Origin of the sequence: Mesorhizobium sp. CA7 (genome assembly GCF_020165015.1) — a bacterium.
Classification (GTDB): domain Bacteria; phylum Pseudomonadota; class Alphaproteobacteria; order Rhizobiales; family Rhizobiaceae; genus Mesorhizobium.
This window is the reverse complement of the sequence record NZ_JAIUHH010000007.1, coordinates 64,380-88,577: the sequence shown is the minus strand read 5'-3', so window position 1 is coordinate 88,577 and position 24,198 is coordinate 64,380. Positions and strand designations below refer to the sequence as shown.

At 61.7% G+C, this 24,198-nt stretch carries 29 protein-coding genes and 1 pseudogene; 16 read left to right on the top strand and 14 right to left on the bottom strand.

What is annotated here, in order from left to right:
- Positions 1-2 precede the first annotated feature (2 nt).
- Together LB552_RS15565 and LB552_RS15560 are read left to right on the top strand one after the other, a co-directional pair.
- Positions 3-902 (top strand): aldose 1-epimerase, encoded by a 900-nt coding sequence (locus LB552_RS15565; protein WP_224607920.1) that lies wholly within the window; start codon positions 3-5, stop codon positions 900-902.
- Positions 899-1,771: an SMP-30/gluconolactonase/LRE family protein gene (locus LB552_RS15560; RefSeq protein WP_224607918.1), complete on the top strand. Its 873-nt coding sequence runs from the start codon at positions 899-901 to the stop codon at positions 1,769-1,771. The genes LB552_RS15565 and LB552_RS15560 overlap by 4 nt, the downstream gene beginning before the upstream one ends.
- A 708-nt stretch (positions 1,772-2,479) precedes the next feature.
- On the opposite strand, the gene LB552_RS15555 is transcribed toward LB552_RS15560, so the two are convergent.
- Positions 2,480-3,148, bottom strand: coding sequence for a DUF1236 domain-containing protein (locus LB552_RS15555; RefSeq protein WP_224607915.1), 669 nt, complete (start codon positions 3,146-3,148; stop codon positions 2,480-2,482).
- 322 nt (positions 3,149-3,470) lie between these two features.
- Here LB552_RS15555 and LB552_RS15550 point away from each other — a divergent pair, with 322 nt between their 5' ends.
- The 5 genes from LB552_RS15550 to LB552_RS15530 all read left to right on the top strand — a co-directional run bounded on the left by LB552_RS15550 (position 3,471) and on the right by LB552_RS15530 (position 6,873).
- Complete coding sequence (locus LB552_RS15550; protein ID WP_224532281.1) at positions 3,471-3,821, top strand: antitoxin Xre/MbcA/ParS toxin-binding domain-containing protein; 351 nt, start codon at positions 3,471-3,473, stop codon at positions 3,819-3,821.
- 11 nt (positions 3,822-3,832) lie between these two features.
- On the top strand, positions 3,833-4,327 hold the full coding sequence (locus tag LB552_RS15545) for an RES family NAD+ phosphorylase (RefSeq protein ID WP_224608181.1): 495 nt from the start codon (positions 3,833-3,835) through the stop codon (positions 4,325-4,327).
- Positions 4,328-4,357: 30 nt separating this feature from the next.
- Positions 4,358-4,909, top strand: a complete 552-nt coding sequence (locus LB552_RS29865; RefSeq protein ID WP_224607912.1) for a dienelactone hydrolase family protein — start codon at positions 4,358-4,360, stop codon at positions 4,907-4,909.
- 500 nt (positions 4,910-5,409) lie between these two features.
- Positions 5,410-6,234: a Ku protein gene (locus LB552_RS15535; protein ID WP_224607908.1), complete on the top strand. Its 825-nt coding sequence runs from the start codon at positions 5,410-5,412 to the stop codon at positions 6,232-6,234.
- 45 nt (positions 6,235-6,279) lie between these two features.
- Positions 6,280-6,873 (top strand): SOS response-associated peptidase, encoded by a 594-nt coding sequence (locus LB552_RS15530; RefSeq protein ID WP_140843250.1) that lies wholly within the window; start codon positions 6,280-6,282, stop codon positions 6,871-6,873.
- Positions 6,874-6,875: 2 nt separating this feature from the next.
- Here the strand turns inward: LB552_RS15530 and LB552_RS15525 are convergent, their stop codons facing one another.
- Positions 6,876-7,256, bottom strand: coding sequence for a hypothetical protein (locus tag LB552_RS15525; protein WP_224607905.1), 381 nt, complete (start codon positions 7,254-7,256; stop codon positions 6,876-6,878).
- Entirely contained in the window at positions 7,256-7,543 is a 288-nt protein-coding gene (locus LB552_RS15520; RefSeq protein ID WP_224607902.1) for a hypothetical protein, read from the bottom strand. The genes LB552_RS15525 and LB552_RS15520 overlap by 1 nt, the downstream gene beginning before the upstream one ends.
- Positions 7,544-7,684: 141 nt before the next feature.
- Here LB552_RS15520 and LB552_RS15515 point away from each other — a divergent pair, with 141 nt between their 5' ends.
- Positions 7,685-7,954, top strand: coding sequence for a hypothetical protein (locus tag LB552_RS15515; RefSeq protein ID WP_224607898.1), 270 nt, complete (start codon positions 7,685-7,687; stop codon positions 7,952-7,954).
- A 3-nt stretch (positions 7,955-7,957) separates the two neighbouring features.
- Here LB552_RS15515 and LB552_RS15510 read toward each other — a convergent pair whose 3' ends face one another.
- Together LB552_RS15510 and LB552_RS15505 are read right to left on the bottom strand one after the other, a co-directional pair.
- Positions 7,958-8,773 (bottom strand): plasmid partitioning protein RepB C-terminal domain-containing protein, encoded by an 816-nt coding sequence (locus LB552_RS15510; RefSeq protein WP_224607895.1) that lies wholly within the window; start codon positions 8,771-8,773, stop codon positions 7,958-7,960.
- Positions 8,770-10,332 carry a recombinase family protein gene (locus tag LB552_RS15505; protein WP_224607892.1) on the bottom strand — a complete coding sequence of 521 codons (1,563 nt, stop codon included), beginning with the start codon at positions 10,330-10,332 and terminating at the stop codon, positions 8,770-8,772. Before LB552_RS15505 ends, LB552_RS15510 begins: the two co-directional genes overlap by 4 nt.
- A gap of 66 nt (positions 10,333-10,398) precedes the next feature.
- On the opposite strand from LB552_RS15505, the gene LB552_RS15500 reads away from it, so the two are divergent.
- Together LB552_RS15500 and LB552_RS15495 are read left to right on the top strand one after the other, a co-directional pair.
- Positions 10,399-10,659, top strand: coding sequence for a type II toxin-antitoxin system HicB family antitoxin (locus LB552_RS15500; RefSeq protein ID WP_224547784.1), 261 nt, complete (start codon positions 10,399-10,401; stop codon positions 10,657-10,659).
- A gap of 183 nt (positions 10,660-10,842) precedes the next feature.
- Positions 10,843-11,160 carry a YMGG-like glycine zipper-containing protein gene (locus tag LB552_RS15495; RefSeq protein WP_095769050.1) on the top strand — a complete coding sequence of 106 codons (318 nt, stop codon included), beginning with the start codon at positions 10,843-10,845 and terminating at the stop codon, positions 11,158-11,160.
- A gap of 117 nt (positions 11,161-11,277) precedes the next feature.
- Here LB552_RS15495 and LB552_RS15490 read toward each other — a convergent pair whose 3' ends face one another.
- The 3 genes from LB552_RS15490 to LB552_RS15480 form a co-directional block, all read right to left on the bottom strand.
- On the bottom strand, positions 11,278-12,450 hold the full coding sequence (locus LB552_RS15490) for an acyltransferase family protein (protein ID WP_224607890.1): 1,173 nt from the start codon (positions 12,448-12,450) through the stop codon (positions 11,278-11,280).
- 696 nt (positions 12,451-13,146) lie between these two features.
- Positions 13,147-13,428, bottom strand: coding sequence for a hypothetical protein (locus tag LB552_RS15485; protein WP_224607887.1), 282 nt, complete (start codon positions 13,426-13,428; stop codon positions 13,147-13,149).
- Between the two features lie 400 nt (positions 13,429-13,828).
- Positions 13,829-14,890 (bottom strand): site-specific integrase, encoded by a 1,062-nt coding sequence (locus tag LB552_RS15480; RefSeq protein ID WP_224607884.1) that lies wholly within the window; start codon positions 14,888-14,890, stop codon positions 13,829-13,831.
- Positions 14,891-15,005: 115 nt separating this feature from the next.
- Here LB552_RS15480 and dusA point away from each other — a divergent pair, with 115 nt between their 5' ends.
- On the top strand, positions 15,006-16,004 hold the full coding sequence (dusA, locus tag LB552_RS15475) for a tRNA dihydrouridine(20/20a) synthase DusA (protein ID WP_224607881.1): 999 nt from the start codon (positions 15,006-15,008) through the stop codon (positions 16,002-16,004).
- Positions 16,005-16,050: 46 nt separating this feature from the next.
- Here dusA and LB552_RS15470 read toward each other — a convergent pair whose 3' ends face one another.
- Together LB552_RS15470 and LB552_RS15465 are read right to left on the bottom strand one after the other, a co-directional pair.
- On the bottom strand, positions 16,051-16,755 hold the full coding sequence (locus tag LB552_RS15470; protein WP_224607878.1) for a TIGR02281 family clan AA aspartic protease: 705 nt from the start codon (positions 16,753-16,755) through the stop codon (positions 16,051-16,053).
- Between the two features lie 10 nt (positions 16,756-16,765).
- Complete coding sequence (locus LB552_RS15465) at positions 16,766-16,996, bottom strand: DUF1289 domain-containing protein (RefSeq protein WP_224607876.1); 231 nt, start codon at positions 16,994-16,996, stop codon at positions 16,766-16,768.
- A gap of 164 nt (positions 16,997-17,160) precedes the next feature.
- Between LB552_RS15465 and LB552_RS15460 the strand changes: the two genes are divergently transcribed.
- On the top strand, positions 17,161-18,156 hold the full coding sequence (locus LB552_RS15460) for a nicotinate-nucleotide--dimethylbenzimidazole phosphoribosyltransferase (protein ID WP_263481642.1): 996 nt from the start codon (positions 17,161-17,163) through the stop codon (positions 18,154-18,156).
- Positions 18,157-18,167: 11 nt separating this feature from the next.
- Here LB552_RS15460 and LB552_RS15455 read toward each other — a convergent pair whose 3' ends face one another.
- Positions 18,168-19,691 (bottom strand): sensor histidine kinase, encoded by a 1,524-nt coding sequence (locus LB552_RS15455; RefSeq protein ID WP_224547767.1) that lies wholly within the window; start codon positions 19,689-19,691, stop codon positions 18,168-18,170.
- A 76-nt stretch (positions 19,692-19,767) separates the two neighbouring features.
- On the opposite strand from LB552_RS15455, the gene LB552_RS15450 reads away from it, so the two are divergent.
- The 4 genes from LB552_RS15450 to LB552_RS15435 all read left to right on the top strand — a co-directional run bounded on the left by LB552_RS15450 (position 19,768) and on the right by LB552_RS15435 (position 22,295).
- The gene (locus tag LB552_RS15450) at positions 19,768-20,391 is read left to right on the top strand and encodes a thermonuclease family protein (RefSeq protein ID WP_224607873.1); all 624 of its coding nucleotides are present in this window, start codon (positions 19,768-19,770) and stop codon (positions 20,389-20,391) included.
- A 47-nt stretch (positions 20,392-20,438) separates the two neighbouring features.
- On the top strand, positions 20,439-21,050 hold the full coding sequence (locus LB552_RS15445; protein ID WP_224607870.1) for a glutathione S-transferase: 612 nt from the start codon (positions 20,439-20,441) through the stop codon (positions 21,048-21,050).
- Between the two features lie 10 nt (positions 21,051-21,060).
- Positions 21,061-21,696 carry a uracil-DNA glycosylase family protein gene (locus LB552_RS15440; RefSeq protein ID WP_224607866.1) on the top strand — a complete coding sequence of 212 codons (636 nt, stop codon included), beginning with the start codon at positions 21,061-21,063 and terminating at the stop codon, positions 21,694-21,696.
- A 107-nt stretch (positions 21,697-21,803) separates the two neighbouring features.
- Positions 21,804-22,295 carry an Lrp/AsnC family transcriptional regulator gene (locus tag LB552_RS15435; protein ID WP_006205209.1) on the top strand — a complete coding sequence of 164 codons (492 nt, stop codon included), beginning with the start codon at positions 21,804-21,806 and terminating at the stop codon, positions 22,293-22,295.
- A gap of 22 nt (positions 22,296-22,317) precedes the next feature.
- Here the strand turns inward: LB552_RS15435 and LB552_RS15430 are convergent, their stop codons facing one another.
- From LB552_RS15430 to LB552_RS15420, 3 genes and pseudogenes are all read right to left on the bottom strand, one after another.
- The gene (locus LB552_RS15430) at positions 22,318-22,890 is read right to left on the bottom strand and encodes a DUF3299 domain-containing protein (protein WP_224607863.1); all 573 of its coding nucleotides are present in this window, start codon (positions 22,888-22,890) and stop codon (positions 22,318-22,320) included.
- A gap of 64 nt (positions 22,891-22,954) precedes the next feature.
- The gene (locus LB552_RS15425) at positions 22,955-23,533 is read right to left on the bottom strand and encodes a GNAT family N-acetyltransferase (protein ID WP_224607861.1); all 579 of its coding nucleotides are present in this window, start codon (positions 23,531-23,533) and stop codon (positions 22,955-22,957) included.
- Positions 23,493-24,198, bottom strand: a pseudogene (locus LB552_RS15420) (DNA alkylation repair protein). Before LB552_RS15420 ends, LB552_RS15425 begins: the two are co-directional and overlap by 41 nt.

Sequence of the window (24,198 nt, the reverse complement as noted above, 5' to 3'; positions counted from 1 at the left end):
CCATGGCCGATATCGAGATCGCCAGCGACCGTCTTCGTTGCGTGCTCTCGACGCAAGGCGGGTTGGTCTGGCGGCTGGAGGCCAAGTTTGGCGATGGCTGGCAAGCGCTGCTGCGCCCCCCACCAGAAGGTTCGGATCGCGATCCGTTGAAGGCCGGTTGTTTTCCGCTCGTACCGTTCGGCAACAGGGTCGAAGGCAATCGTTTTCTGTTCGATCGGACCGAATATCGTCTGAAACCCAACACACCCTGGGACAAGCACTACCTCCACGGCGATGGCTGGCTTGGCGACTGGACTGTCGAGGATCGCGGCGACGCCGAGGCATCGCTGTCGTTCGTACTTCAGGGAAAAACGTATCGCTATCGCGCAACGCAACGCTTCACATGCGAAGAGGCGAACTTCAGGGCGATCCTTGGCGTGACGAATCTCGGCGAGCGGCCGATGCCGTTCGGACTCGGCTGGCATCCCTATTTTCCGCTGACGCCGACAACCACGCTTGAAGCACCGGCGAAGGCTTATTGGACGGAAAAAGCGGGCTGGCTTCCGGACACCTGCACCTCAGTGCCCGAGGCACTTGATTTCAAGTACCCGAGAGCGCTGCCGCGCCGTTGGGTCAACAACGGTTTTGAAGGCTGGGACGGCGCGGCCTCCATCGTCTGGCCCGAACGGCATATGCGGGTAAGCATCGAGACCGCGCCAGCGCTGTCGCGCTATTTCCTATTCGTCTCCGACACGACGTTCGATCCGCATTACCGCGAGGACTTCTTCTGCTTCGAGCCGATGAGCCACTCGGCCAACGGCCACAACCTGTCGGATCTGGGTGGCCTGACGGTTTTGGCGCCGGGGCAGGGGACCGAGATTTCCATGGCACTGTCGTGCGGTGCGATAGAGGATGCGGCATGACCAGCGTCACGGAAGTCTTCCGCTCGCGCGACAGGCTTGGCGAGGTTCCGGTGTGGGATGTGGCCGAGCAGGCGCTCTATTGGGTCGATATCGAGAGCAAGCGGCTGCGCCGCTTCGACCACGCCACCGGTCAGGTCCGCGAATGGCAATTCCCCGAGCGCATTGGCTCTTTCGCGCTGCGCGAAAGAGGCGGGCTGGTCTGTGCCTTCGAAAGCGGACTGGCCTTCTTCGATCCAGCTACCGAAAAGATCGATTGGATCGCCAGGCCCGAAGCGCACATCCCCACCAACCGCTTCAACGACGGCAAATGCGACCGCAAGGGCCGATTCTGGGCCGGCACCATGGATGACAACCTCAAGGACCGCAGCGCGTCGCTTTATCGGCTCGATCCGGACTTGCAGGTGACGCGCCTGGCGGGTGGAATTTGCATCTCCAATTCGTTGGTCTGGAGCCTCGACAACAGCATTTTCTATTTCGCCGATACGCCCGATAACGCGATCTACGCGTACGATTACGATCACAACGCTGGGACCATCGCCAATCGCCGGCTTTTCGCCTCGACCGCCGAGCAGCCCGGAACGCCTGACGGCTCGACGATCGACGAACATGGCTATCTGTGGAACGCGCAATGGGACGGCTGGCGCCTGACACGTTATGCGCCGGACGGCTCGATCGACCGGGTCGTCGAACTGCCGGTGCAGCGTCCAACGAGCTGCATGTTCGGCGGCCCGGACCTTGCGACGCTCTATGTCACCACCGCCATCTGGGATTCCAACGAGGCCGACCTGCGGGCTCAGCCGCTGGCCGGATCGCTGCTGGCGCTTGATGTCGGCGTGCGCGGCGTGCCGGAGCCGCGCTTCGCCGGCTGACAGGAAGTAGGAATTCTCCGGCGAGATCATCTCGCTCCAGAGTCCAGGCCAAGGGCATGGTCGGTGGTCGACCGGCACACCGGGGAGCCCGCTGAGCCGGAGGGTCGCCCTGCTGTTGGCCTTGAGCTGACCTATGCGACCGACCTCGCGATCCTCCTCAACGCCTCCGACATGAAGCGCAGGATCATCCGAGATCACACCGTGTGAACCTCAACTGGTTCTTGGCTGATCGGACTAATGTCGTCCGACGTCCAATAGCCTGAGACAAGCAGTGTACCTGCATCGGCGACAATTGGCTTGGCGACTGAGTCGTTCGAGGGGGCGGCGCCGAGGCATCACTGCCGATCTCATTTCAGGCAGAGCGTCATCCCTATCGCGCACTACAAACTTCAAATGCGAGGGGATGAGCTTCGAGGCGATCCTCAGGTGGGCCAGCGGACGATGCCGCTCGGGCCCGTCTGGCACCGCTGTTTTCCGCTGAGACCGGCGACCACACCTGAGCGCCGGCGGCGTGGAGGCCGGCGCCTCCGGGCCCCGCAACTCGGGACCCGAAGCGCTTGATTCCAGGGGCGGAGAACGCGGCCGCGTCGTTGGGCCAACAAGCATCCTGAGACGGCGCGGCCTCCATCGTCTGGCCAACGGGCACATGCGGCTCGGCGTCGAGACCGCTCCTGTGCTGTCACACGACTTTCCTGCCGATTGGCACGTTCAGCCTTCCACATAGACGATGCGGCGCGTCGACGGCTCAACCAACACCGGTCGGTTGTTCACATAGACATACCGGTACCGGTAGTTCGGGATCTTCTGCAGGGCTACCGTCGCAGGCAGGGTCGCGCCTGTCACAACCTTGCCTTGAAGGTAAACAGGCTTGACCCGGTGCTCGGTGATGTAGGTGCGCACCTGTTCGGGGGGAGTGATCACGGTACCAGCCGCACCGCCGCCCACGATCCCCGCCGCGCCGCCCACGGCAGCGCCAACTGGACCACCGATGATAGCGCCGGCGATCGCTCCGGTAGCGCCGCCGGCGACGGCTCCGGCATTAGCCTGATCGCGAGGAGCTTTCACCACCGCGATGCCTGAATTGGCCGGCCGCTCGGTCAACACGACCCGATTGCCGCCGAATTCTGCGGTGACGTAATCGGAATAAACCCAGCCTTGACCACCGGCCTCGGCGATGGTGCACCATTTCGAGTTTTGCAAGCAGCCGTTCAGTGTGGCCGTCTGGCCCGCCCGCAGCACCCCGATCACCGGATACTGCGAGCCCGGACCAGCGCGAACGTTAAGGTTTGTAGTGGCGGATACGGGAGTATCGGCAAACGCTGCGCCAGACAAAGCGACAAGCGCGCCTGCCACTGCGGGTAACAAAAGCCTTCTCATGGTTCTGTCTCCGTTTCATGGTTCCCTTCAGAGCCAAAAACGAGGAAGAGCCACGTGCGTTCCGCTGGCGGATTGCTGAACGGATGTCATTGGGATCGCTCTGCCGCTCCTGCTTGGTCGAGATATGCCTATCATCGAAGCGGTCGATCTCGCCGATGCCATCGACATGGCTGCACGCACAGCCGCGCGGGAGCATAGGCTCGTTGAGGTCCGACCGCTGGAACAGCCATCGTCGCGAGGAGAAGTGGCGCAGCTCTTGAAATGCCGGCATTGCTGACGCTATATTGTGTCATAGTTTTTGGCGGTGTACGGAGGTGCTGCGATGGGCCTGGCACGATATGCCGATAACGGTTTGTTCGCACCGAAGAAGATTGCGGATGCTTTCCGCACCACGAGCGCGGAGATCGCGCGTACCGCTGGTCTGGGGAAAGATGCGGTCCAGCGCCGGGAGCGGGTGCGCTCAGACAAGACGCAGCGCCGCCTGCGCGAGATGGTGGAAATCGTGAACAAGGTCGAGCCGCGATTTGGCTCCGCGCTCATGGCCTATGCCTGGTATCGGTCCGAGCCGCTGCCGGGATTTTCGGGGCAGACGGCCATGCAGCTCGTGCGGGAAGGTCGAGCCGATGAGGTTCTCGACTTCATCGACGCGGTCGATGCGGGGATTTACGCCTGACCATCGCCGCCATCGCCTATTCGGGCCGGCTCTACCGCGCTCTCAATCCGATGTATGCCCGCGAGCCTATGTCGGGACGCGGTGCCGAGCTTTATGGAGGACGTTTCAACCCCAAAGGCATGCCGGCGCTCTATGCGTCGACCTCGGTGCTGACGGCTTTGCGCGAAGCCAACCAGGTAGGCGATCTGCAGCCGACGACGCTGGTCGCTTATCGTGCCGAGATCGAGGCCGTCTTCGATGCGGGCGACCCCACTGCTCTTGCAGCAATGGGCCTCGATGCGGCGGTCGTGGCCGATCCAACATGGCGCGACCAGATGAGAGACCATGGCGAGGCGCATACACAGCGATTTGCCCGTGAGCTGGTCGCGCAAGGCTATAATGGCCTGCTCGTGCCGAGCTTCGCCAAGGGCGCCGCACTCGGCGACTTGAATCTGGTTCTGTGGCGATGGGGTGACGCTGCCCCATCCAGACTCGAGCTAATCGACGACGAGCACCGGCTCGGTTGATCTAGCCGGCCGCTGCCCGCGTTGCCAACTATGCTGCCTTCGACAGGAGACGGGAACTCAAGTCTGACGGAAAGAGTGCTTGCAGTTTCAGCCCAGTACGGTACCGCTGTGCTTAAGCCATCCGGGTCATTTCGTCGCCACCTAGCGCGACCTTGTCGATCATCTACATCGGTGGGGAAGTGCCATCAGTTGGCGGTTGGAAGACGTGCCGGAGAGCGTAACGATTACGAAGCCGTTCGCCATGGTGCAAATCATCACTGCTTTATCGATTCTGATCCTCACGGTCTTCCAGAAATCCCGGATAATGTTGGCCGCGGACCCCGCGTGCAGGTGCACGTTGCTAGCCCTGATCCTTTCGCCCCCTCCGATCAGGTCTCCGAGTGGTCGAACGGCGCGGCCAGGTTGAGGGTGCCGGCGAGCGTTTATTCATATCCGGATGCGGGCCATTTTTTTACTGACAGCGAACTTGCCGACTATGACGCCAAGGCCGTGAGACGCTTGGAAGCGGGCCATCAGGTTCTTGGAGGTGGTCGTCGTCTCCTGCGTCTCCAATGTCTCGCGGCCGGCCCTGGCCTAAAATGACCACGATTTCGCGGTTGCCAGGCAACGGCTTCGAGTTCGAGTTCGTTGGCGTAGCCCAGGGCAGGAGATCGTCGATTTGGCTATTTGGGTGGCCGTTGACGAGCCGTGTTCATCACTCAACCGTGAGATGCGCGAACGACCTGGCAGCGCGTGCAGGAACACGCTGGCTCGGCGCCGAAGGGCCTGAAGCGACCCCCACGCAATAGGTTCGGCCGGGCTTAATAGGGCGACTGCAACACATGCGCGGCGAAGACGACCTGCGACACGCGTCATTGCAGGACTTACCCGAGGATGGAACGTAAGGCGCCTGGCAGCCTTAGTTGTCGGGTGACGCACCCTCGCCAGATGGCGCGTTATCCTCGGACTGCCCACTGTCCGAGAGCCTGCCATCCGTCCCTCGCGGGTGGCAGGCTCAAAAAGCTTATCGATTTCTGGGAAACTGAACGAAGTCGGAACCCCCGGCGGGCGCCGGTGTTTCTTCGTCTAACGGAGGATGAAACATGGCAGCGCCGCGCGCGGTTTGGAAGGGTTTCCTGAAATTTGGATCGGTCGCATGCAGCGTAAAGCTGGTGGGAGCAACCACTGAGGCCGGGAGGGTCCATTTCAAGATTCTTAACCGCGAAAACGGCTTGCCGGTTAAGAGCGCCTATATCGATGAAGGAACCGGCGACGTCGTTCCTTCAGAAGATCAGATCAAGGGCTACGAGGTTGAGAAGGGCGACTTCCTCGAAATCGAGCCGGACGAGATCAAAAAGCTGAAGCTCACGTCGCAGCACACGCTCGACATTGAGGGCTTCGTCGCGATCGATGAGATCGACACGAGGTATCTGGAAAAACCCTATTACGTCATCCCGGCCGACGGCGCCGCTGTCGAGACGTTTTCGGTGCTGCGAGAAGCAATGGCCAAGAAGCGGGTCGCGGCGCGATCTTGTGTTGTGCTGTACCAGCGGGGCAGGGAAGTCATTATCCAGCCCTTCGGCAAAGGAATGCTGTTGACCGAGTTGCGAACCCACAACGAGATGATTTCAGCAACGAGCGTCTTCGACGACGTGAAAAGCCCCAAATACGACAAGGATCTGCTCGAAATTGCCGGGCTGCTGATCGACAAGAAGGTAACAAAGTTCGACCCCTCGAAATTCGAAGATACCTATGAGGATGCGCTGATCGCCATGATCGAGGCCAAGCGCAAGGGCAAGAAGCCGCCCAAGCCGGCGCCGAAACCCAGGGAGAACGTGGTGGACCTGGCTGCAGTGCTGAAGAAGAGCCTCGCCGCGGAGGGCATCAAGGGGCGGCCAAACGCAAAGGCCGCGCGAAAATCCGCCTAGCATGGCAACGGACGGCCCCGTTCGGATTCCTTTTGTGGGGACAGCATGTGCAACGACTATGAGCAGCATGTCGCCTGGGCCGAATATTGCCGGATGATGGCTTCGCTGGCGCTGAAGATCCCGGCTCATCAAACTGAACTCGATCTTCCCCAAGCTGATGATATCCGCATCAATGATCCGGCGCCGATTATGCTCGCTGCCGGAGACGGAGTTGAACTTGCGTCGATGACGTTTGGGTTTCCGCCGGCCGGCCCGAAGGGAGGGCCAGTGTTCAACTTCAGATCGGAAGGACGTCGTTTCGCTGACAGCAAACGCTGTCTGGTCCCGGCCTCGGCGTTCTTCGAATTCACTGGCACCAAATACCCGAAGGCGAAACACCGCTTCACTCTGAACGGCGCTCCTTTCCTGGCTATCGCCGGGCTCTGGCGGGAAGCGGCCGGCAACAAGCCGCCCACCTTCACCATGTTGACGACCGATCCCGGGCCGGATGTCTCGCCATATCACAATCGCCAGGTGGTCGTTCTTCAGCCCGAAAACTGGTCAGCGTGGCTTGATTTGTCGAGACCGGAGAGGGAGTTGTTGCGACCCTTGCCGGCAGGATCGTTGTCCGTTGAAACGGTACGGCCAGAGCGCGCCTGAGTTCAGTTGCGGAGAGGCTCCGGCACACTGAGCGGTCCAATGTCGAAAATCCGCTGATAGAGGCCCTTGCGGCGCCAGGCGCCACGTGCGCGTCCATTCTCCCTGTCGCGCTTGGGATCGAACATGATCCCGCCGAAGTGGTCAAGGAATGCGGCGGCGGCATCGCGATCAGCGAAACAATGCAGTCGCCATTGCTCCTGCTTGCCGTCTTCCCAGATCGCGATCACGGATCGCGTCCGGCAAGATAGCCGTTGCTCCTCAAGAAACCGCCGGATCAGCGTGAAATTGTGTGCCGTGCAGATGTCGTCGGGCAGCGCCACCTGGTGCGGCATATCGCGATCGATCATCGTTGGCGGCGGAATGCTACGGCTGCGGGCAGCCATTAATTGCTCAATTTCCGTCGCCTGGTTTCGAAGGCTTGCTGCAAATCGATGTCGGTCTGGTCGCGCATCGCATCGGAAAGCGATATCGCTAGGTCAAGGCTGTCGGGATAGATCGCCATGATCCAAGCGGCCGTCAACTCTGTAATCGCCTGCTTCTGGCTGACATCTGACAATCCACGCAGGTGCTTTGCCATCTTTTGAGCTGCTCGGTGGATGGCAGGCAGTTCGCGCCTGACGGTCGCGTAGATTTCGGGCTGCTCGGCTTCGGTCGCACGTATCGGTTTCATGGTTCTGTCTCCTTTCGCAAACAGTGAACGAAAAGAGAACAAAGAGTCAAGACGCACCTTGACTGCATGGGAATATTTTCCTCATTTCAGCGGATGCCGGAACAACCCGAAAAGTGGCCACGAGGCCAGGCTTGGACGCTGATGCATGCCCATGAGGCAGGGCAGATCGCGCGCATCTCCTGCGGCCATTGCCACATCACACGCCATTACAAACCGATCGAACTGCGCGAGGTGATTGGCAATGTCACCATAAACCAGGTGCGAGAAAAGGTGCGTTGTCAGGCCTGCGGCAAGCGGGAGTGGATGTCGGCGGAACTCTTCCATCCCTACGGACAGGAGCTGGTGAGCATCCGTTTCCGGCGCCTGAAGGAAATACGATGGCAAAGGCATGTGATTTGGCGCGACGAGTAAAGTCTATTTGAGGACCGTCAAGTTATGAAACTCTTCAAAACGGCCAGGGAAATTGCGTGCGAGATACCGCACAACCTTGGAATTATCCATCAGCCGGTCAAAATAGCGGCGAGCGAAGACGAGTTCCAGGCTCACTGGTCCGCGCCGGTCGAGCGCATTCAAAAATGCTCGGCTAAGATTGGCCAAATCGCACTCCATTTCTGCCCTCCGGTCTTCGGAAAGGCTGGCTAGCTCAGGTTGCGGACGGAATTCTTCAACCAGGAGCGACCGTTGCGTGAGGGCGACGAGCATCTTCACATAGTTGAGACTGATCGGCCCCCTGGCAATCATCAATCGCGCAATCTCTATTTGCCGGACCGGAAGCACCGTCCGAAGCAATGCGAAAAGCCCTCCTGGCCCGGTGCAGTCCCTCAGCAGATCGAGGACCTCCGGGCAGATCTCGCCGGCGGAAATCGAATTCACTTCCCCGGACGTGGGTTCCGATGAACTCTGTGCGGGCGGCGAGTCGCTGATTCTCCGCGCCAAGGAACTTGGCATCGTAGCAAGACTTTCGGATGCCAACCGCTCGCGGAACTGCCCGTCGCCTGCTATCAGGCGTACCGCCATAGCGATCCTGTCCAAACGCTGCTCCAGTTCTTTCACCCCTTCGATGAAGACGCGCTTGCGCCTGCACTCGGCGTCGTAAATCCGGAGGAACTCGGGAGTAGAACGGCGCATCTTCGGGCGTAGCTGATCGGAGGCCAACGCGCCGGCATGTCGGCGGTCGTTGTTGAGGAGAACCTGGCAGGCAGCTTCCCGGCTCAGCCGCTTGGGCCTCATGTTGCGCTCTCGACAGCGACCCGCTCCGCCAAAGCAAGCAGCGGCATCAGTGTGGGGAAAACATAGGAATCCAGAACCGCTCCGTTGTTGGCGTGCAGATCACGTTTCCCGGCGATCTCACGGGCCGGTACAATCAGGTAGTCTCGAATGGTGAGGTCGCCGGGATTCATTCGGATCAGGACATAGATGTCCGGCAACGGTTGCCGATCAGCCTTCACAAACCATCGTGGATAACCGAAGTAGGAGGCTCTGCAGCGCGCTATTGCGATCGCCACGGTGATCTCCTCGTTGATCTGGACGACGCCTGTCCCTGCGTCATAGGCCGCAACCGCGCCCCGCGCTTCAACTGCGGCTAACAAATCATGAATCGCCTGCAGCCTCATAGTATCCAGTCGTCGGTTGACGTGGATGTAGCGGTAATTCTTGGGCGCCTGGTATCCGATCAGCTCATAGGCTTTGACGAGGGTCCCAAAGCGCCACGAGTATCGTTGGGCCGGCGGGCAATCGGGTGCGGCGTCGATGATGAAGGTGGATAGGGCACCGCGGCGTGCCAGCAGCGCCTCGAGGGCGTCCAACATCTCCTGATCGGACATGTGGCGGTGGATAGTCTTGAGCAAAATCTGCGCGCGTCTGAATAGCTTGCGATCGACGATCGGCTCCAGGACGTTCTCCACGCGAAGCCACTGTTCGGGAGGATTGTGGACCCGATGGCTCTTCAGCCTGGTCGAGCCCCTGTTCCAGACGCTGTTGCCAATGTAGTTCTCGTTGGTCAGCAGCGAGTGGACAGATTCTCGCGTCCAGGGGCGCTCCAGGTCGGTCAGCAGGCCGCGCTTGTTGAGCGTTCGGGCAATCTCCAGCTGTGACTTTTGTGTTCTGACAAAGTGGTTGAAGATCCATCGTACAGTCGCGACCTCGTCAGGCGGTCCGTGGATCAGAACGATGCGATCCGTCTGCAGGTTCTTGTACTCGTAGGACGAAAGGATGCCTTTGGGACGCCCATGTTGATCGACAAGCAGTCGCCGCAGGCCAAACCCTGCCTTGCCGCCTTGTCGAAAACCCATCCGGATTAGCCTCGCCTGGCCAATGAAGACTTTCTGCGACAGCATTCTACTGTGCTCAGCAGCCATGCTGCGCTTAATCGCCTTGAGCACATCGGATCCAATGCTGCCGTCATTTGCGAACTGTTCAGCGCAGAACTCGATCCGCACACCTGCCATCTGACATCGATACTCGTATGCGGCGCTCTCATCGATATTCTGGAATCGTCCCCATCGGCTTACGTCGTACACCACGACGGTCTCGAAATCGGCTCTCCCGATTTCGACATCGGCCAGCAACTGCTGAAGGCCGGGGCGGCCTTCGAGGTTGAGCCCACTGCGGCCCGCGTCCTCGTAGGTGGCGACGATGTCGTAGCCCATGAGGTCCGCATAGTCGCGGATGGCATCCCGCTGATTTTCGATCGAGTAGGCCTGATACTCAGTCGACATGCGCAGGTATTGCGCGGCGCGAACCCTTCGCCTCCCGGCAGGCGGATTGCCACCCTCTGCAAACTTGTCCATCGCCTTGCACCTTGGTGCCGGCAATTTAAACTAGCGGTCGATCGCCCTCCAGCAAGGGAAACTGAGATGCAGCAATATGTCGGGCTGATCCATCAGGAAGGCGCCAGCGACTACGGCGTGTCATTTCCCGACTTTCCCGGGCTGATCACGGCCGGCGCCACTGTTGACGAGGCGCGCGATCTCGCCGAGGAAGCGCTGGCCTTTCACGTCGCAGGAATGATCGAGGACGGCATAGCGGTTCCGCAACCTACGTCGCTCGAGCACATCGAGGCAGATCCGGACCATCACACCCAAGCTTCCATATTGGTGCGCTTGAAGATCGCCTGAACGCGCGGCTGGTTGCCATCGCCCGCCTAACTTTCCCATTTGGCAACCATGGCGTTCAACCGGCAGGAAACCGTGATTCACTTCGTGAGCGGGCTCTGCCGCCGTTCCGCCGCAATGCGACCGCACTCGGGCTCTGTTCGCCCCAGCCTGTCAGTCACCCGGGGCTTCAGAGGAGTTCTAGTGATGATCATCAAGAAGGCTATTCTGGCGGTGCTGATGACCGCGGCTCTTGCCGGCTGCGAGACACAGACCGAAGGCCAGCAGCGGGCCACCACCGGCGCGTTGATCGGCGGCGCCGGCGGCGCGCTGGTCGGTCAGGCGATCGGCGGCAACACCAAGAGCACGGTGATTGGTGCCGCGAGCGGCGCGCTTCTCGGCGCCGTGGTCGGCTCAGCCACCACACCGCAGCGCCGCGGCGAGCAGCTCTGCCGCTATCAGGACCGCTACGGGCGCATCTACACCGCGCCCTGCGATGACCGCTACTACAACGGCAATTATTGATCCTGCCGGGTCTTCCTTCTCCCCTTAACGGACCTCGTTGCGGGGAGAAGGTACCCTCCCGTTTCCGGGCCAGGGAGCCGGGGTGGACGCATACCAGTAGCTGCGCCGCAAAAGTTGCTACTCGGCGGGACTTGGCTTAAGCGCCAGTTTCTTCCGCGCGAACCGGCTCAATACCACGCGGCCGACTTGCTGGCCGGGCATCTCGATGAGCCTGTAGGTCACGAAGGACAGGGCACAGACCGTGGGCAGCACGATCGCCAGCACGACAGCGAAGCGCAGGGGCGCGTCCATCTCCTGGCCGTAGCGGGCAATCACGAATGCCGCGACTGGCTGCAGCACCAGCAGGTGGATGAGATAGATGCTGTAGGACAGCTCGCCCAGAACATGAAAGAGACCGCCGCCCAGCGCCACGGCGATCTTTCTCGACACGGCGCCCGCCAAGCCGGGCAGCATGCGGTAGAGGACAAGCGCAAAGAAGCCCAGCACCAGCGCTTCGCGTATCAGGAATTTCGAAAGCCCGTAGCCGTCGCCAAAGGGAATCGCAGCAAGCGCCATGGCCAGGGCCAGATGCAGCAGTGGCCTCGGTTGGCTTTGTGCCAGGACGCCCGCCAGCAGCATGCCGCAAAGAAACACCTGGATCTTCAGCGGCAGGAAGGACGGCATTGGGAAATGGATCGACATCGACTTGAGGATCATCACAGCCAGGCCGCCGAGCGCCGCCACGAGTATGGCGCTCCATATCCAGTCCAAGCGGCGCACCAAAAGCATCAGCGCCGGAAAAACGGCGTAGAACTGCATTTCCAGGCCAAGGCTCCAATCCGGCAGCGGCGTCCGGTAGGCAAAGTTCGGTGACAGGCCGAACAGGAATGTCAGGTGGGCGGCGATGTTCTTCAGGCTGCCGTCGAGAAACCGCTCGGGCGCCTGTGGCGCGCGCTGCAGGAAGGCATCGATGGCTATTCGCGATTCATAGAGATAAGGCCCCAGCGCCAGCGCGAAGAGCAACATGACGTAGAACAGCGGCGCGATACGAAAATAACGCCGCGTCCAGAATTTCAGCCAGGTCTCAGGCCGTTGCCAAGGCTCCTTGGCCTGGCGCAACTGATAGTGAAACACCATCAGAAATCCGGACAGCATGATGAAGAGATCGACGCCGAGCGCAGGGTCGCCAAGCACCGGAATATGCCAGCCGGTCAACAGCAGACAGTGACCGACCAGCACCCACAGCGCGGCGGCGGCGCGAAGGCCATCCAGGCACTCGATGCGTGATGACGCGGTAAGGCTATTATTCATGCTGCAATGCAGCATGGCGAGCGAGCCACGAATGTCAACCCGCGATGTGACCAGAACAAGCCGGCGGCAACCGCTGGGTTGGCGCTCTACAACAATCTCGTTGCGAGACGGGAATTGGCTGGACGCTCGCTCGGACGTTCGATGCTAAGGCCGAAGCGCTGCGGCTACACGCCGAGATAAGCCACTCGCTGCTGGATATCGTCCTGGATGCCGGACATATGGTGCATCAAAGCAAGCCGCAGGCGGTTCTAGCCATGATTAATAACATTGCGGCTCTCGCGAGCGTTGCCGACCCTGTCTTTGGAACCACTCGATGATGCGACAGCTCCAAGCGCGCACCGTCGGGTTTCGATCGGTGGCGGCTGCGAGCCCACAGGGGCGGCCGCCAAATAGGTAGTGAAGATATTTTTTTGCGTATTTTGTAATGACGTGCTCGCGACACCCAGAGTTGTGGCAGCGTGGGTTTTCGCTGCCACGAGATCAGTGTGGATTGCCGGCTTTTGGACGGTAGCAGCAGCACTGCTTTGCAAGGGGGTACTTCGGGCTGCTTATGGGCTGAGATCCCAAGGACCGCGCGTTGGCCAGCCGGGCGCACAGGCCGAGATAACGCTTCTAAAGACCTCCCGGGCGCTCGTTCCCATTGATCGTAAGATCAGCTCTGCGAGAGCTATTGCCAGTCCTCCAGGCCGCCTCGCGCTATGGCTGGAGAAGTGCGCCACCATATTGCGCCCAAAGGTGTTCGCAGTCCCATATCCTCAAGCTTGGCGCTCCTGGTTCCCCATATAAGACCATTGCACCGCGAACGTCGTATCCAAGCACCGAGGCATTGGCGACAAACTGGATGGCGCGCCCTAAGCTGATGGCGCCGATCCGGGCTTCAATTTTGCTGGTGAGGTCGATCACTCCGAAGATTTCCGCATCCGTGGCTCTGCCGGCCAAAACAGCCATCGAGATCGCATCGTCCAGGGCAAGGAGCATCGGGTGAGTCCCCGTAAGCAGCGCTTGCTAACTTCGATAAGCGAAATTGGTTCCGCGTCCTGCATGAATCTGAGATCAACCTTCAGTTTCCGTCGCCTGGTGGATATCCGTTAGGGGGAGCGAGTGATCTGGCGCTATGAGTAAATGAACAGTGTGAGCGACTGCGACACTCTGCTCGGTGGGCCAGGACGAGTCGGGGCCTAACAGTCAAGGACGCCGCTCAGCGTTATCGCGGAGAACGCTTTTTACCCGTGTCCTTCGCCGGCTTAACTCCCCGGCTTGCGGCCAAGATTTGCTAGCCGGGTATCATTTGACGCCGGCCTCGGAAACGGTCCTGGACGCCGACAGGCCTGCTTGCAACAACGTCCGAACACCATAAAAGGTGACCAGGTCTCGCGGGCTACGCCATCCTCGCTGTGGGAATATTGTGAAGCATTTCAGGCTTCAAATGGGTGTATCGTTTCAACATCTTCCAGTCCTTGTGCCCGGTAACCAGTGCTACTTGTTCAATCGTGAAACCCGCCTCGAAAAGGCGGCTTGTGCCCTCATGACGCAAGTCATGGAAATGGAGGTCGTGGATGCTCAGGACAGCGCATCCCCGACGGAAGGCGGTCCCGACTGATTTGTGATTGAATGGGAAAATTCGATCATCGTCATTGCTTCGCTTTGCGCGCTGTTCCTCAACGATGGCCCATGCGTCGTACCCAGTTGCCGCGAATAGCGGTATGCGCTGATTATTGCCATTCTTGTTGCGCGGGTCTTTCCGGTCGCGGATGAGAAGCATCCGCGTGCGAGAATCGACGTCAGACCAACGCGCTTTGCAGATCTCCTCCTGCCGCATGGCCGTAGCGACGGCAAAACGTATGATGCGACCGACGGGCGCTATCTGCAAAGGGTTTGAATTGAAGTGGGCGATGAGCCTGTCGAGTTCATCCTGGGTAGGCCGCCTGTCGCGCTCACATCCCTTGCCGACAAGGCCGAGGCGCTTAAGTGCGATGCGCGCGAGATCCACGGGTTCGACCTTGACCGGTAGGCCATGGACGGCCGCAGCATGAGACAGGACAAGCTTTATAAAGCCGATGTCAATGCCGAGAGTCATCGGTCCAGCACCTTGCGCGGCCCGGTCACGACCAAAACGAATGAGCCGTTCGCGATCGAGCGCCGCGACGTGGCACTTCCCCAGATCTCTTTTCAGCATCGCGAGGGCCGCAGCCTTGGAGCGGCGAGGGGACTTGCCTACATCGCACATGTCGTCGATATGAAGGTCAATGAGTTCGCCGAAAGTTTTCAGGCGCGCTATACGGGACTTGGTCGGCGTCTCACCGCGATCAACTTGGCGCTCGGTTTCGGTTGCCCAGCGCCGTGCGTCGTCACGGCGCAGGAATGTCTCGCTCGCGTAGCGACCTTTGCGACGGACTTGCACGCGCCAGGAACCGGACGAGAGCTTTGTGTAGGTGGCCATTTTTTCGTGTGCGCTCCCTGTGCACTGAGAGATCGAAACCTGGCGAAAAGGGTCGTATTCTGGCGTAAATTCGTGTGCACTCGGCACCATCTAACGGTTTGATACTAAAGAAAAAATGCTGAAAAATCAAGAGCATAGGATGGCCGTTGCGCCCATGATGGACTGGACGGACCGGCATTGCCGGTTCTTCCACCGTCAGCTGACGCGCCGCGCGCTGCTTTATACCGAGATGGTGGTGGCGGATGCGGTCATCCATGGCGCGCGCGAAAGACTGCTCGGCTTCGACAATGTCGAGCACCCGGTTGCGCTGCAACTTGGCGGATCGGATCCCGCAAAGCTCGCCGAGGCAGCGCGGATCGGCGAAGCCTTCGGCTATGACGAGATCAACCTCAATGTCGGCTGTCCGTCCGATCGCGTCCAGTCGGGGACGTTCGGTGCCTGCCTGATGAAGACGCCGGTTCTGGTCGCCGAGTGCGTCGCGGCGATGAAGGCCGCGGTGAAAATCCCCGTCACGGTCAAATGCCGCATCGGCGTCGACGATCAAGACCCAGAGCCTGCGCTCGACATGCTCGCCGACGGCGTGCTCGCCGCCGGCGCCGACGCGCTCTGGGTGCACGCCCGCAAGGCTTGGCTGGAAGGGCTGAGCCCTAAGGAAAACCGCGAGATCCCGCCGCTCGATTACCCGCGCGTCTATCGGCTGAAGGCCAGAAAGCCGGACGAATTCATCGGCATCAACGGCGGCATCCAGTCGCTCGCCGAGGCGTCGGCGCATCTTTCCCATGTCGACGGCGTGATGCTCGGCCGCGCGGCCTATCATACGCCGGGGATCCTGACCGGCATCGATGCCGCCTTCTATGGCGAGGCGCCCGCCGCCTTCGATTATTCGGCGCTGATCGATGCCATGGCCGGCTATGCCGCGCGCCATGTCGAGCGGGGCGGGCGACTGGGCCACATTACCCGCCATATGGTCGGACTGTTCCACGGCTTGCCCGGCGCGCGCCGCTTCCGGCAGATCCTCTCCACCGACGCGAACAAACCCGGCGCCGGGCCGGAGGTGCTGAAGACCGCGTTTTTGGCAATCGATTTCGCGGCGGCAGAAGCCGAGGCAGCCTGACTGTCGGCTGATGCATGTCGCGCCGCATACTGCTGCGCGACACGCATCAGTCCCGCAGGATCATGCGGTCGCCGCGCACGTCGAAGCCCGACAATGAGCCGATGAAGTTCATGCCGAGCAGGCTTTGGTCAAGCATGCCGGGCGCGGCGACCATCACCGACATGTCCTTGCGCACGATGCCGCCGATCGCTACCTCGTCGGTCCTGACCGTCGCAGCGCGCGCCCTGCCATTGGCCGTGGCGACATCCACGCTGTAGCTGAGCGCCGCCGGGTTGAACCCAGCGGCTTGAGCATCTTCGGACGTCAGCACCGTGCTGGTCGCGCCGGTGTCGACCACGGCGCGCACCGGCGTGCCGTTGACCAGGATGCGGGCTTCGAAATGGCCGTTGTCGGCTTTGTCGAGCGTGACGGTCGGGCGGCCATTCTCCACGCCTAAAGCCAACGGACTGCCCGGGACAAAGCCGGCGGTGACGCGGCTCGCCACATCCTGCAACTCGTAGCGATACTGGTAGCCGGCGATCAGCACGAGCACGAATGCCGCCCAGACGCCCAGATTGCGCGCCATGTCGCCCAGCGGTCGGCCGGAGCGGAGCAGGCTCGCACCGATCACCATCACCAGGACACCGACCCAGATAAGCCGGCCGAAATCATTGTTGTTCATGCCGAAAGTGCGGCCGGCCGAATTGTTGAGCATGAGCAGCACGACCGCGACGCCGATCACCGCCATGACGATCCAGAACAACCGATTCATCGGTTTCTTCTCACAGAACGCCGCGCTCGCGCGCCATGCGGGTGCGCCGGGTTTCGCGGCGCGGCCGCCGCTCGACCGTTTCGAGCCGCGCGGGCAGTTCGGCCATCACCACCCGGCGCGTTTCGGGGGTCATCGCGAGCCAGGCGGAAATCTCGTCGCGCGTGCGGCCGCAACCAAAGCAGAAGCCGGTTTTCATATCGATCGAACAGACCAGGATGCAGGGAGATTCGATGGCGGTCATGCTGTTCTCTTGCCTTTATTCCACATGGTGCAACCGCCGGAGCAATGCAAGCCCTCCGCATTGCGCCGCAAGGCGACGCGTTCGCGGCATCGCCAGGCAGTTGTGCCGGATGGAGAAGGCGGCTATGCCGCCTGCGACTTCCGCAACGAACTGCGACCGACATAATGCCTGCTAAGCCTTTCGACGATTTCCGAAACCTTCTGGCGGCCCTGCCGCCGGCCGACGATGCGGCGAGCGCCCGCGTCCGGGCGCTTTTCGCCAAAGCCGAAAAGCCGAAGGAATCGCTCGGCCGCGTCGAGGACGTCGCGGCCTGGCTTGCTGCCTGGAGCGGGCGCGCGCCGCCGGCGATCAATCGGCCTCTGGTGGCGATCTTCGCCGGCAATCACGGCGCCGTCAGGCACGGCATCTCGCCGCGACCGGTGGCGGCGACCGCAAATGAAGTCGAACTCTGCGCCGCTGGCGGGGCCGCGATCAACCAGGTCTGCATCGCCAACGATCTCGGCCTGAAAGTCTTCGACCTCGCCTTGGATATCCCCACGGGCGACATCACCGAGGAGGCCGCGCTCGATGAACGCGGCTGCGCCGCAACCATGGCCTTCGGCATGGAAGCGGTCGCCGGTGGCGCCGACCTCCTTTGCCTGGGCGATCTCGGGGTCGGCAATTCGACGATCGCCGCCACGCTTTGCGCCGCCCTGTTCGGCGGCGAGGGAGCCGACTGGGTCGGGTCGGGTTCGGGCGCCGATGCGGCGATGATCGCACGCAAGGCCGAGGTCGTCGATCGGGCGCTGGCATTCCACGGTCCGGGTCTGGGAGATCCGCTCGAGGTTTTGCGCAGGGTCGGGGGGCGCGAATTCGCGGCCATCTGCGGCGCCATTCTCGCGGCGCGCATGGAGAAGATTCCCGTCCTGCTCGACGGATTCGCGGCAACAGCGGCGGCCGCCGTCCTTTATGCCGCCAATCCAGGCTCGCTCGATCATTGCCTGCTTGCCGGCCTGACGCCGGAGCCAGGCCACGCCAAGGCCACCGAAAGGCTCGGATTGCGGCCGCTGCTCGATTTCGGGATCAGCCATGGCGAAGGGGTAGGGGCTGCTCTCGCCGCCGGTATCGTCAAGGCCGCGGCACTGACCAGCTCGGGCATGGCGCTGGCTGTGCGGCTTTAGCGCCCGGCGAATCAGCGGCGTCCGCGCGCGGCGACCGTCTTGGTCGGCAAGGCCGGCAATTCCTCCATCACCCGGCTCAACGGGAAGATGGCGATCGCCTCGGTGCCTTCGCGCAGCTTGGAATGAAGCTCGAACTCGCCGCCATGCATGGCAAGCAGCCCCTGCACGATCGGCAGGCCGAGGCCGGTTCCCTGCTCGGCGCTCTTGATGGCGATCGAGCCCTGGCCGAAGGCGGAAAGCACCACCGGGATTTCTTCTTCCGGTATGCCCGGGCCGTTGTCCTTGACCGAAATGTACTGGCCGCCGCCGGCGGTCCAGCCGACACGCACGCGCACTTCGCCGCCTGACGGGGTGAACTTGATCGAATTGGACAGAAGGTTGAGCGTGATCTGCCTGACGGCGCGCTCGTCGGCGAAGAGGCGCGGCAGGGTCTCCTCGAACTCCTGGATGATACGGATGTCCTTGTTGCGGGCGCGCAGCTCCATCATGTGGCAGCAGTCCTCGACGATGGTCACCAGCACGACCGGCTCCTCGTTGAGCTGGTAGCGGCCGGCCTCGATGCGCGACAGGTCGAGGATCTCGTTGATCAGGTCGAGCAGGTGCTGTCCGGACTCATGCACGTCATGGGCATAGTCGCGGTAGGTCGGATTGTTCATCGGCCCCAGCACTTCATTGGCCATCACTTCGGAGAAGCCAAGGATGGCGTTGAGCGGCGTCCTGAGCTCGTGGCTCATCGAGGCGAGGAAACGCGATTTCGCCAGATTGGCGTCCTCGGCGCGCCGTCTTGCTTCGTCCGACATCGATTTCGCCGTCTCCAGCTCGGCGATCAGCGCATCCTTCTCCGAGCGGAAGGACAGCACCATCAACGAAGCCTGGTTGAGATGACGCGCGACGTAACCGAAGAAGGGAAGCGCCGCGATGAGCAAGGCCGCCATCGTGGCCTCGATCGGCGTCCACAGGCGTATGACGGTGTAGACATAAACGGCAACGGGAATGGCAAAGGTCGCAAACAGCGCGCCGCCAAGCGATGAGGCCATCACGGCCGTCGTTGCCATGGCGATCAGCAGCACCATGGCCTTGGCAACATGGAATTGGTCGATCTGGCATGTGGCGCAGCCGACCCAGGCGAACCACGCCCAGCCGAGGCCGCAGAGGAAATGGCCGATCAGGAAGTCGCGACGCGTCTGCGCCGGGTCGAGTTCGGCCGCCTCGGTCCGCTCCACGCGACGCGCCATGAACGCGACGATCGTGTAGCAAAGCAACGTCGACAGCGCCCAGATGGTGATCTGGCTGTCCAGACCCGCCAGCCGGCCGATGGCCGCCACGGCGAGCACGAGCAAGGGGATCGCGACCGCGCTGACCACCATGGCGCGCGCATGCAGCTTCAGCAGTTCACGGTCGAAATCGAGGCTGCCCGCCTGCTGCGAAAGGCGGTCGCGCGTCTTGCGCACCGCGCGCGCCACATCGCTGTTGCGGTGCGGTTTACGGCGGTCCACAATAAACTTATCCGCTGTGTTCGAGCGTTGCAAAGGCATACAGACTTCAATTTCTGCGCGCAGCGACTTCCGGTTCGTTAAGCTACGTTCGAATGATTAAGAGACTGTTTGCCATATGAGCCGTTTCGGGCCGCGAGGACCGCGCCGACGCTATGTGGCGAGCCCGCCGCGGAGCCACTGGCGCAAGCTGCTGGACTACGGACTTGCCATTCTTCTGCTTGGTTTGCTCATCCTGGTGGCGGCACGCCTCGACCGCTTCGAGAGGCGCCAGGAGCAAGGCACGGCGATCGTCAATGACGGCGATTCGATCACGCTCGGGGCCGAGCGCATCCGCATGCGCGGCATCGACGCTCCGGAGTATCAGCAGACCTGCCAAAAGGCCGGCGCCGACTATCCCTGCGGCAAGCTGGCGCGGCAGTCGCTGGTGCGCCTGATCGCCGGCAGGCCTGTTCTCTGCAGCGGCTGGCGGCGCGATCGCTACGGCCGCCTGCTCGGCGATTGCAAGGCAGGTGATACCGACCTAAACCAGGCCCAGGTGCAGGCCGGATGGGCGGTTGCGTTCGGCGACTTCGAGACCGAGGAAGCAGTGGCGAGAGCGGCCAAGGCCGGCATCTGGGCAGGCACCTTCGCGGAGCCGCAGGACTGGCGCGACAGCCATCATGACGCGCCGTTCGAGAGAAAGCACGGCGTCCTGGCCTCGTTCGGCGACGCGTTGCGCGAATTTGTTCGCTTCTGGTGATGGGCAGGCCCGCGCCTTATTATCCGGTGGAGAAGCTGGAGGATGGAATGAAGCTGTTCGACGGTGGCCGCGCGCCCAATCCCCGGCGCGTGCGTGTTTTCCTTGCCGAGAAGGGGCTGACGGTGCCGCTGGTGCCCGTCGATATGGGCGCGCTGGAGCATCGCGGCGGGCAGGTGGCTGAGCGCAATCCGCTTCGGCGCCTGCCGGTGCTTGAGCTCGACGACGGCACCATCATAACCGAATCGATCGCCATCTGCCGCTATTTCGAGGAGTTGCATCCCGAACCCGCGCTGTTCGGCAAGGGCGCGCTCGGCAAGGCCGTGGTCGAGATGTGGCAAAGACGTATGGAACTGAACCTAATGGCCAGCGTCGCCGCCGCATTCCGGCATATCCATCCGGCGATGAAGGAATGGGAAGTGCCGCAAATTCCGGAATGGGGAGAGGCCAACAAGCCGAAAGCGATCGAATTCCTGCAGCTGCTCGACAACGAGCTGGCGAAGCATGAATTCGCCGCCGGCGATGTCTATTCGGTCGCCGACATCACCGGCATGATCGCCATCGACTTCATGAAACCAGCGCGTATCAAGGTGCCGGAAGAGTGCACGAACGTACTGCGCTGGTATGCGGCACTTGCAAGCCGGCCGAGCGCGACGGCCTGAGCGACAGAAATTGGATAATCTGCCCGATACGAGACAAGCGCTGCAGCGCCTCACCGAAAGGGTGCGGGCCTGCCGCATCTGCGTCGACCAGCCGCTTGGCCGGCCTTTGCCGCATGCGCCGCGGCCGGTGCTGCAGCCGTCCTCCACAGCGCGGATCCTGCTTGCCGGCCAGGCGCCGGGGACAAAAGTGCATGCGTCGGGCATGCCCTTCACCGATGCCTCCGGAGACCGGCTGCGAAACTGGCTCGGCGTCAGCAGCGATGAGTTCTACGACGCTGAAAAATTCGCTATCGTGCCGATGGGCTTTTGTTTTCCTGGACAGGACGCCAAGGGCAGCGACCTGCCGCCGCGTCGCGAATGCGCGCCGGCCTGGCGCCAGGAACTGATGGCGCTGATGCCGCAGATCGACCTGGTGCTGACCATCGGCGGTTATGCGCAGGCATGGCATATGGGCACGACACGCCTGCCGTCGCTGACCGAGACGGTCAGGAACTGGCGCGCCATATGGGATCGACCGTCCCTGCCGAAAGTGCTGCCGCTGCCGCATCCGTCGTGGCGGAACACCGGCTGGCTGAAGAAGAATCCCTGGTTTGAAATGGATTTGCTGCCCTTCCTGAGGGCGGAAATCCGCTATCGCATTGATTAGGCATTCTGCAAGAAATCACTCGCATTTACCGCCATCGGCAGAATTTCTTTCTTGTGAAAGGCTCCGGTAAAAGGGATTATAGCCAAACTATTCCCCTGGAGCCTCCCATGGATCGCCTCGATAGAAAAATTCTGCGCCTCTTGCAGGAGGACGCGACGCTCGCGGTCGCCGATGTCGCCAAGAAAGTCGGCTTGTCGACCACGCCATGCTGGCGGCGCATCCAGAAGCTCGAGGAGGAGGGCGTCATCAAGCGGCGCGTCGCCATCCTCGACCATGAGAAGGTCAATGTGCGCGTCACCGTCTTCGTGTCGATCCGCACCAATTCGCACAGCCATGAATGGCTGCGGCGCTTCTCCGAGGTCATCCAGGAATTCCCGGAAGTGGTCGAGTTCTACCGCATGAGCGGCGATGTCGATTACCTGCTGCGCGTCGTGGTTCCGGACATCGCCGCCTACGACGCTTTCTACAAGCGGCTGATCGCCAAGATCGAGATCCGTGACGTCTCGTCGTCCTTCGCTATGGAGCAGATCAAGTACACGACGGAAATTCCGCTCGATTATATGGTGCTGGACAAGGAATCAGGCGCGAACGCGGCGTGAGCGCCATGCCGGGTTGCAGACCTTAGTTCTTCTTTTTGTTGAGGAAATTCCACGGCGAGTTGACCGGTAGCGTCACGGTGTCCGGCACGCTGCCGACGCTCGTCACCTCGGCCTTGCGCACGGTGTAGCCGGACTGGACAATCGCGACGCCGTCGAGGATGAACAACTGGCTTTTCTCCATGCCGGGCCTCAGCACGCCGGTGACCGCGACCGGATCGTAAGCCTGCTTCATCTTGTAGGGATGCGCCGGCGTGACCAGCACGATCTGGTTCGGCGGCGGCGTCGGCATGTGGCTGCAGGCGCCCGTCCACGGCACCAGCAGGAACTGGTAGACGAGGTCGCCGTCACGATCGACCGGCAATGCATATCCGGCTAATTGTATCGTCTTGTCCTGCAAATTGAGCGACAAGGTCTCGCCATGGTCGGGCAGTTTTGCCGCGATCATCGGCAGGTTCGCGTCTTCGGCTATCGCTTGCGTCGCGGGGCGCAGATCCTTCCAGACAATATGCGCGACATCGGCCGCGGCATCGGCTCCAGTGGCTGCGAGGAGGAGCGCAGCCGCCAGCGCCGCGCATGACTTGAAACGCTTGCTCATGATCGCTCCATCCTCCGCCAGTCCATTTGCTGAATCGAGTAAAAGCGTCGTGACCGATCCGGGCTCACCGACCCAGCCGCATCACATGCCGTCGCGTACCGGCGGTGCCGGTCTCATGGACGCCCCTCGTAGCAAACATGTCGCGAAATCCCATGAAGCGATAGCTCGGGGCGGCCTCGTCGACGGGATAGGCCTCGATTGTATGTGCGCCTTTGCTGAAGGCATGGTCGATCGCAGCGTCAAGCAAAGCGGAGGCCAGCCCGCCGCCGCGCAGGGCCCTGGGCACATAGAAGCAGACGATCGACCAGATACCGGTTTCGGTATCGTCCTGTTGCTTTGAAAGTTTCCGGTAGGTCTCGCGCGGCGCGACCGAGCACCAGCCGACCGGTCTGCCGTCCAACTCGGCGAGAATCCCGACCGGGGCGCCTTTGTCGATGAGCGCCATCATCATACGCTTTTTCTCGTCGTTCTGAATGTGCTCGCGACTGGAATGGCGCCAGGCCATGCACCAGCAATATTTCGGTGCGCCGGGCTGCTCGAACAGGTTTTCGAAGTCGGCACGTGTCTCTGGCGTCACCCCGACGAACCGAATCCCGGCAAGGTCATGCTTTTGCGGCTGCGAGCCTTTCGAGCTGTCTGGCATCCGTCAGTTCCTTCACTGCATCCTTGCCGATCCAGCGCGCCGTCTTGTCGGACGATGCCGCTAATCTTTCCGCCAGCGCAAGGGCAGGGGCGTGCAGGCTCATCGACCGCTTGCCGATTTGCCGCAGCGCCCAATTGACCGCCTTGCGGACGAAATTGCGCGGATCGCCGGCACGCTTCTCGATCAGCGGCAGATAGGCGAGGAAGGTCGCGTCCGGCTCTTTCTTGAGATGCACCGCGCTCCAGGCCAACATGGCAAAGGCGGTGCGCCGAACGAATTCGCGGTCGTCTTCGGCGAACTCGTCTATCAATTCACGCCAGAATGGCGTTTCGGCAAAGAGGTCCGCTACGGTGTCGACGATCTCCCAGCTGTCGAAATCCGCGGCCCAGCGCCGGCATTGATCGATATCGACCTTCTTCGGCTCGCCGGTGAAGGCGGCCATCAGCCGCGCTTCGCGGATGCCGCTGTTCCAGAGCTGCAGCGACCGCTCGTGGTTCCCTCTTCAGCTTGCGCGCCAGCGGCCGCAATTGTGAGTTCCCGACGCCGAGCGCGCTGGCGGTGTTGATGCCGAAGCGCGCCATGCCCGCCCGATTGTCCTGGGTGCCGACCGAACGCAAATGAGCGACGATGTCATCGGCGCTCCAGCTCGGGTCGGGCAGGGGCAT

Coding starts and splice junctions, on each gene's coding strand:
- LB552_RS15565 (WP_224607920.1), top strand. CDS start 3: ATGGCCGATATCGAGATCGCCAGCGACCGTCTTCGTTGCGTGCTCTCG.
- LB552_RS15560 (WP_224607918.1), top strand. CDS start 899: ATGACCAGCGTCACGGAAGTCTTCCGCTCGCGCGACAGGCTTGGCGAG.
- LB552_RS15555 (WP_224607915.1), bottom strand. CDS start 3,148: ATGAGAAGGCTTTTGTTACCCGCAGTGGCAGGCGCGCTTGTCGCTTTG.
- LB552_RS15550 (WP_224532281.1), top strand. CDS start 3,471: ATGGGCCTGGCACGATATGCCGATAACGGTTTGTTCGCACCGAAGAAG.
- LB552_RS29865 (WP_224607912.1), top strand. CDS start 4,358: ATGCTGCCTTCGACAGGAGACGGGAACTCAAGTCTGACGGAAAGAGTG.
- LB552_RS15535 (WP_224607908.1), top strand. CDS start 5,410: ATGGCAGCGCCGCGCGCGGTTTGGAAGGGTTTCCTGAAATTTGGATCG.
- LB552_RS15530 (WP_140843250.1), top strand. CDS start 6,280: ATGTGCAACGACTATGAGCAGCATGTCGCCTGGGCCGAATATTGCCGG.
- LB552_RS15525 (WP_224607905.1), bottom strand. CDS start 7,256: ATGGCTGCCCGCAGCCGTAGCATTCCGCCGCCAACGATGATCGATCGC.
- LB552_RS15520 (WP_224607902.1), bottom strand. CDS start 7,543: ATGAAACCGATACGTGCGACCGAAGCCGAGCAGCCCGAAATCTACGCG.
- LB552_RS15515 (WP_224607898.1), top strand. CDS start 7,685: ATGCATGCCCATGAGGCAGGGCAGATCGCGCGCATCTCCTGCGGCCAT.
- LB552_RS15510 (WP_224607895.1), bottom strand. CDS start 8,773: ATGAGGCCCAAGCGGCTGAGCCGGGAAGCTGCCTGCCAGGTTCTCCTC.
- LB552_RS15505 (WP_224607892.1), bottom strand. CDS start 10,332: ATGGACAAGTTTGCAGAGGGTGGCAATCCGCCTGCCGGGAGGCGAAGG.
- LB552_RS15500 (WP_224547784.1), top strand. CDS start 10,399: ATGCAGCAATATGTCGGGCTGATCCATCAGGAAGGCGCCAGCGACTAC.
- LB552_RS15495 (WP_095769050.1), top strand. CDS start 10,843: ATGATCATCAAGAAGGCTATTCTGGCGGTGCTGATGACCGCGGCTCTT.
- LB552_RS15490 (WP_224607890.1), bottom strand. CDS start 12,450: ATGAATAATAGCCTTACCGCGTCATCACGCATCGAGTGCCTGGATGGC.
- LB552_RS15485 (WP_224607887.1), bottom strand. CDS start 13,428: ATGCTCCTTGCCCTGGACGATGCGATCTCGATGGCTGTTTTGGCCGGC.
- LB552_RS15480 (WP_224607884.1), bottom strand. CDS start 14,890: ATGGCCACCTACACAAAGCTCTCGTCCGGTTCCTGGCGCGTGCAAGTC.
- dusA (WP_224607881.1), top strand. CDS start 15,006: ATGCTGAAAAATCAAGAGCATAGGATGGCCGTTGCGCCCATGATGGAC.
- LB552_RS15470 (WP_224607878.1), bottom strand. CDS start 16,755: ATGAATCGGTTGTTCTGGATCGTCATGGCGGTGATCGGCGTCGCGGTC.
- LB552_RS15465 (WP_224607876.1), bottom strand. CDS start 16,996: ATGACCGCCATCGAATCTCCCTGCATCCTGGTCTGTTCGATCGATATG.
- LB552_RS15460 (WP_263481642.1), top strand. CDS start 17,161: ATGCCTGCTAAGCCTTTCGACGATTTCCGAAACCTTCTGGCGGCCCTG.
- LB552_RS15455 (WP_224547767.1), bottom strand. CDS start 19,691: ATGCCTTTGCAACGCTCGAACACAGCGGATAAGTTTATTGTGGACCGC.
- LB552_RS15450 (WP_224607873.1), top strand. CDS start 19,768: ATGAGCCGTTTCGGGCCGCGAGGACCGCGCCGACGCTATGTGGCGAGC.
- LB552_RS15445 (WP_224607870.1), top strand. CDS start 20,439: ATGAAGCTGTTCGACGGTGGCCGCGCGCCCAATCCCCGGCGCGTGCGT.
- LB552_RS15435 (WP_006205209.1), top strand. CDS start 21,804: ATGGATCGCCTCGATAGAAAAATTCTGCGCCTCTTGCAGGAGGACGCG.
- LB552_RS15430 (WP_224607863.1), bottom strand. CDS start 22,890: ATGAGCAAGCGTTTCAAGTCATGCGCGGCGCTGGCGGCTGCGCTCCTC.
- LB552_RS15425 (WP_224607861.1), bottom strand. CDS start 23,533: ATGCCAGACAGCTCGAAAGGCTCGCAGCCGCAAAAGCATGACCTTGCC.